The sequence below is a fragment of the Pseudolysinimonas sp. genome (genome assembly GCF_044239695.1).
Taxonomy (GTDB): Bacteria; Actinomycetota; Actinomycetes; order Actinomycetales; family Microbacteriaceae; genus Pseudolysinimonas_A.
Genome location: NZ_JBIIAW010000144.1, coordinates 1 through 5,698, shown reverse-complemented (window position 1 = coordinate 5,698; position 5,698 = coordinate 1). Strand labels below are relative to the sequence as shown.

The window sequence follows — 5,698 nt, the reverse complement described above, 5'->3', positions numbered from 1 at the left end:
GCGGTCGTCATAAGGGAAAGGTCCTTCCTCGTCGGCGACTCTCAGGACGTCCCACAGGATCGCGGCTCCGTCATCGACGACGCGGCACAGAGCGACGATCCTGCCGTCCTTCATCGTGAACCGCACCAGCGGTTCGGTCCCGACCCCGAACTCCTTCTCTGCCTCGGAGGGAGTGTGCATTTCGGGGTCGTACTTCTTCGCGGCTCGCTTCAGCTGCGTCAGCAAGTCCTCATCGGTGTACGCCATGGGCCGAGGATAGTGCCGAGGCTCATCGAAGCGGGCTGTAGACGCCCAGCTTCTCGTCGCTGTTGAGCTGCCGCGGGCGCACGGCAGGACGCCAGACCCACGCACGGTGCGTATCCCCGGTCGGCGTGCGCCACACGACCTCCACGGCGCGCGAAGTCCAGGTCGACGTGAACCCCTCGACCTGCACCGGAGAGGCCCCGTAGCGCACCCAAGCTCGCACCGGCAGCGGCGACGGCGCTCGAGTCACGGCAACATCTCCTCGCTCGATCTCGGCGTCGGAGAGGGACTGGGGTGGCTCGCCCCGACGCATGAGTTCGTCCCGGCGTCTGGCGTCGCGAGCAGCGTCGTAGGACGGTTGGTAACGCGATCTACCGCCCACGATGCTCCCGAGAAGAAGCCACCAGCGTAACCGCTTTCGAAAGTATGTTCGAGTGCGTTCGCATCGGAGATCTAATTGCAGAAGGTTCTGCGGGACGGACCGCGTCACTCGGTACCGTCGGGGGCCGGCGGCGCGGCCAGCCTCCGAAAGGCGGCGATACGACTGAGCGCTCGATGCTTCATCACCCAAGTCGAGGGGTCCGACCGGTCTATCAAGCCCGTGAGGTTCGCCCGGAGGAAGCCGCCGTCGCGGGTGATGCAGTGGCGCTCGTACCACGCGTCGTCATACCCCGCGTCCCGCGCCGTCGCGTAGACGCACCCATCCTCGTGGCTGAGTGGAGGCGTTCCGAACGCAATGGGCACCTCGCCGATGCTCGAGCCGTAGCTTCGATAGACCACCTCGCCCACGAGATCGTCGACCAACGCTTGTGCGTTGGCTGCCGACCAACCCAAGCCGCGGTCACGTTCGTCAGCAGCGTCGACTGGCATCGCGGCCTTGCTCGCGACCAGGTAGTCGATATGGTCGCTGGTCCAGACCTCGACCGAGATGCCGTCGGGCATTCGACCCGACACGAGGCAGGCAAGCGCCCGGAGGCTGTCAATCTTCGCGTCGACCCGGTGGGGAAGGTCGGCGCTCGCATGGTCCCGGGCGAGCTCTTCGAAGCGCTCCCAAGAGAACGGCTCCCCGACCAGCTGCGCGACGTCGAGATAGATGTTCACGTCGAGTACGACGAGACGACGATCTTCGACCGGCTTGCCGTCAGCCACTCGTCCTTAGCCGACTAGGACGAAACGTCGAAACCGCCGCGTCCCTAGCGCCCTGATCCCTGAACCCTGCCTGCCCAATGCCAACCACCGGCGTGTTGACCGGGGATCGATAAGCCGTGAGCTGCTGGGCGTACGTTACGTAGTCGGGCCAGGCGCGTCCGAGATCCGCTTTGGGGATCTCGGTGCCTTCGCCCTTCTCGTAGTAGTGCTGATACGGGCCAATCTCGTGCGTCAGCTTCCACAGCCCGCCCGCGGGGATGTGCCCAGCAATGTCCCAAACCTCGCCAACCGCAAGGTCAAGCTGGTGCGGGAACGAAGACTCCTCTGGCGCGTCAAGACCAGTGATCGGAGTCTCACCGAACCGCTTGCACGCGATGTAGAGCTCTTTGACTGCGGGTCCGTGACGCCAGGCGCGCACACTCTCGGGGAGCGCTGGACGTTGCCAAATGTGTTCGGTCAGGCTTTCAGTCAACGCAACGAGCTTCTGGAGCTTCATGTTGGTGATGTCGGTGCCCGAAGCGGCCCCGCGCTGCAGGAACCTGGCAGCGATGGCGGCCGTCCTGCCGCTCAACTCCGGATCCATCGCCTCGCCTCGATCCCGCTCATACCGATGTTTCAGTGGTGCGCGCGAGTCGGAAACCCCGACTTGCGAGAAGCGTATCGATATGACCGCAAGAAACCCTGAACGACGCACTATAGCCCTTGTCTCTGACATTCACTGCCTGGAGTGCTGATGTCGGGGGCAAAGCGCCCGTCCCTCTCTGCAATGTCCGATTCATCGCCAGGCGCATTGGCGTTCGAGTTGTCCTGAGCGCTGGGTCGACTGACCGGGCCTAGTCCTCGAGCTCGCCTCCGTTCACGCTCCACGGTGGGGGAGGCGTGAGGCCGATGCGCTCGCGCGCTGTCCGGGCGAACGCGTCGAACTCGGAGCGCGCTCTCTTCGAGTCCCACTCTCCGCTTCGCCATTTGCGTACCATCTCGGGGAGGTGCGTGAGTCTGGCTCTACTCACATAAGGCTTCATTCCACTGAGCGCATAAAACGCTTCCGCAAGCGCCTGCATCGTCATCTGATCGTCTTTGCGCGCGACCATTCGAGCGGCTTCGAGGCGGGTGGCTATCTCGTACGGCCCTGGTTCGATTGGAGGTTCGACGTCGGGATCACCGCCCGCGTCGATCCACTCGTTGTATCGGTCCCAACGGTCTCCGTATTTCTCGAGCTCCTCGAGCCTGGCTGGGAACGCGCCGACGACCTGCGCCAGCGCCTCGGTAAGCCGTGCCTCGTAGCCAGCCAGAGCCTGACGCTTCTCCGATCGGCTTACGCCAGCGACGCCGACGACCGCGCCGGCGATGGTCGCGACGAATGTTCCGCCGATCATGCCCCAGTCGAGCGTGGCTAGGTACGAGAGAAAGTCCACGACGCGAACCTACAGCCGTGCCCTCCGCGTGCCCTTCAGTTGAGCGCAGCTGAGTACAGTGATGGCGGGCCAGAGGCTCGCTAAAACTAGAACTTGCAGTGTTCGGCAGGGCATGCCGAGGCGTCCCGGGGGGCTCCAATGAGTCTCGAAAACATGTGAGGTTCATAGCCTCCGTGGGTTCAAATCCCACCGGTACCGCCAAGAAAACCCCTGCTCAGGCAGGGGTTTTCTGCGTCCGAGGGTTGCTTTTGCCTACGTTCGGCCGCCGAGTTTTCGCCGCGGCGACGATCAACCGAAGCGTCACGAGCGGGGTGGCGGGCGGGGGATTCAACGGGACGAGCGAGACCCGTTTCGCGCTCGACGGCGGCCGGACCTCGCGGATCATGATCACGCATTAGTCTCGCGGACTTTTCGTCAGCTAGCTCGGCGTGGTACCAATAGCCCCATGCCCGAACCGCTGCTCACCCGCGAGTATCAGCGGATCACTCCCGACGGGATCGAACCGGTGGGTGACGTCTCGAAGACTTACCTGGTCGTGGCGCTCGAGATCGTGGTCCGTCACCATGCCGGAGTTGGTTTGCTGCTGCGCTTCCACTCGTATCCGAGAGACCCCGAGCGGGTCGGATATTGGGCGTCGCCCTCGTTGCAGATGGACCTTGATTTCGGCGTGGAGCCGGAGGTTGCCCAGGCCGCGTTCTACAACCAGGTCGAGCGGCGGATCGCGAGAGTTCCCCAGGACATCGAGACCGAAGCCAAGCATTTCGCTGAATCGTTCGGGCTTCGTGACCCCGAACTCCGCCGCGTAGGAGATATGCTCCTCGAGCGCAAGGCGCCGATCAGCGGGCTGGAGCGGCATAGCGCGTACGCCACCATCCGATTCCGGGTGGATGACATCGATCCGCGAAGCCATCAGAACCTACTGGACCCGGAAGGGCGTCACGGGTTCGTGGTCCTCCCCTTGGACGACCTCGACCGGAACCTCCAGGACCGCAAGGATCCCGACGGCTCGGATGAGGACCGATTCTATTTCCTGGGCAAGCCTCTGATCAGCGGTCTCGACCACCTCATCCGAACTCCGCGCGAACTCGTCCAGCTGCGCGAGGAACCGATCGATGTGCGCGACGTGCCCGCGCGAGCCCCGCAGCACGGGCTGATCGCATGCGCAGACATCGCCGGCTACGGCGCGGCCCTCAGCCTTCGGCTTAGCAGCTTGAACCAGAAGCACGTAGACGAACGTCGCGGATACCGACGCCGAATCCTCGGAATGCTGGAGACGGCCCTTGCCCAAACCGGCACCACTCAGATCCAGAGTGCAGGGGACGGGTTCGTCGCTGGCTACCCCTGCAGCGCGGATGCGGACCACCGAGAGAGGTCCCTGCTACGTGTCATCGAAGGCTGGACGAGCACCTTGCAACGGATAGAGGAGCATTTGAATCCATTCTTGAAGCAGAACCGTGGATATACGCGACTGGGGTCTCGGATGGCTATCTCCGCAGGCGACTACTCCTGGGGGCGGATCAACGGATTGACGTCGTTTTATCCCGCGTTCGATGGAGATGCGATCATCCAGGCCGCGCGCATGGAGCAGTCGCTTCGAAACGGGATGTACTCCGCGTCGCTTCCTCTCGTGCGGCGACCACCCCTCGTCATGCAGACAGGTCGCCACTATCTGGCGCTCGGATCCGAGTTGGCATCGGCAGGGCGGGCCATCGAGCGCGACTTGCTCGATCTGGACTGGACGATCCACGGCTCCGCGCACCTGTGGGCCAAGCAGAAGGTATTCCGCAACGCGCTGATCCTAGAGTGGAACCCGGGAGCCCCAGATGGCGACTGACGACAGCCTCCTCAGCACGATGCTCGCCGAAGCGCGCGAAGATCTCAGCCGAGCGGATCAGAAGGCATCCCTCCTCCTGGCCGCAGTCGGCGTGGGCTTCGGCGCTGTGCTGGGTGGGCAGTTCGCCGGTGACTGGAGCCCGTCGGCCCTCAGCGATTGGGGGCAGATCGCCTGGTGGGTGGGAGTGCTCGCCGCTATCGTCTCCGTCGCATGTTCCGCCCTCGCCGTGTGGCCACGCTTCCCTCGCGACGGCGCGCCGCTGTACGGCATCACGTACTGGGGGCACATGGCGCAGTTCGACGACGCCGACGCCCTGCGTACGGCGCTCGCCGATCAGACGACCGACACCATCACCCGTGTCTCCCATCAGCTTTTCAACCTGTCGAAGGTCGTGCTCTGGAAATACCGGTTCGTGCGCTACGCGCTTGTGGCCGCGGCGGCAGCAGGAGGACTGCTCGGGGTCGCCGCGATCGTCCTCCGCTGACCGTGGCTACCGCGGGCTCTCTTCTCCCGAGACGACGGCCAAGAGCCCTCCCACCTGCACCATCGTGATGCCCGCAATCCGGGCAGTGCGTGCGGCGTCGGCGGGCCGACAGACCATCGGTTCGTCGTGGAGGTTGTAGGACGTGTTGATGACCACCCGGTCGCCGTTCAGCCGCTCGAGCTCCGAGAGCAGGACGCCGAGCCTCCCGCCGTCGACGAGCTGGGGCCGCGCAGTCCCATCCCGATGTGTGATGGCCGGGTAGTGCGTGCGGGTGTGCGGGGTGCAGGGGACAGCGACGGTCATATAGCCCAGCGGGCCGGTCAGTGCGTCGTCCGCATCGAACAGGAGGGCGGCATCCGTCCGCCGTGCGAGGGGCGCGAAGGGCATCACGGTCGAACGTCGCAGCATCCCGTTGAGGATCTCAGGCATCCGGGGGTCGCGGGCGGGCGCGAGGATGCTGCGGTGGCCGAGTGCGCGCGGCCCGTACTCGGCGCGGCCGACGAAGCGCGCGGCGACGGCGCCCGCGGCGAGATGCGCGGCGAGCGCGTGCTCGGCGGGAGCGTCCGGCACGAC

Annotated in this window: 8 protein-coding genes; 2 read left to right on the top strand and 6 right to left on the bottom strand. The window is 65.0% G+C overall.

Annotated elements, in window-relative coordinates:
* The 5 genes from ACILQS_RS15190 to ACILQS_RS15170 all read right to left on the bottom strand — a co-directional run.
* Positions 1-246: hypothetical protein (locus ACILQS_RS15190; RefSeq protein WP_395640964.1), on the bottom strand; the 246-nt coding region annotated here is incomplete at its 3' end.
* Positions 247-268: 22 nt separating this feature from the next.
* Positions 269-493 (bottom strand): hypothetical protein, encoded by a 225-nt coding sequence (locus tag ACILQS_RS15185; protein WP_395640963.1) that lies wholly within the window; start codon positions 491-493, stop codon positions 269-271.
* Positions 494-729: 236 nt separating this feature from the next.
* Positions 730-1,392 (bottom strand): hypothetical protein, encoded by a 663-nt coding sequence (locus tag ACILQS_RS15180; RefSeq protein WP_395640962.1) that lies wholly within the window; start codon positions 1,390-1,392, stop codon positions 730-732.
* Complete coding sequence (locus tag ACILQS_RS15175) at positions 1,385-1,975, bottom strand: Panacea domain-containing protein (RefSeq protein WP_395640961.1); 591 nt, start codon at positions 1,973-1,975, stop codon at positions 1,385-1,387. The genes ACILQS_RS15180 and ACILQS_RS15175 overlap by 8 nt, the downstream gene beginning before the upstream one ends.
* A gap of 250 nt (positions 1,976-2,225) precedes the next feature.
* Entirely contained in the window at positions 2,226-2,807 is a 582-nt protein-coding gene (locus tag ACILQS_RS15170; RefSeq protein WP_395640960.1) for a hypothetical protein, read from the bottom strand.
* Between the two features lie 445 nt (positions 2,808-3,252).
* Between ACILQS_RS15170 and ACILQS_RS15165 the strand changes: the two genes are divergently transcribed.
* Positions 3,253-4,641 (top strand): hypothetical protein, encoded by a 1,389-nt coding sequence (locus ACILQS_RS15165; protein ID WP_395640959.1) that lies wholly within the window; start codon positions 3,253-3,255, stop codon positions 4,639-4,641.
* Positions 4,631-5,125, top strand: a complete 495-nt coding sequence (locus ACILQS_RS15160; protein WP_395640958.1) for a Pycsar system effector family protein — start codon at positions 4,631-4,633, stop codon at positions 5,123-5,125. The genes ACILQS_RS15165 and ACILQS_RS15160 overlap by 11 nt, the downstream gene beginning before the upstream one ends.
* A gap of 6 nt (positions 5,126-5,131) precedes the next feature.
* Here ACILQS_RS15160 and ACILQS_RS15155 read toward each other — a convergent pair.
* The coding region (locus ACILQS_RS15155) for a carbamoyltransferase C-terminal domain-containing protein (protein ID WP_395640957.1) at positions 5,132-5,698 on the bottom strand (567 nt) is incomplete at its 5' end.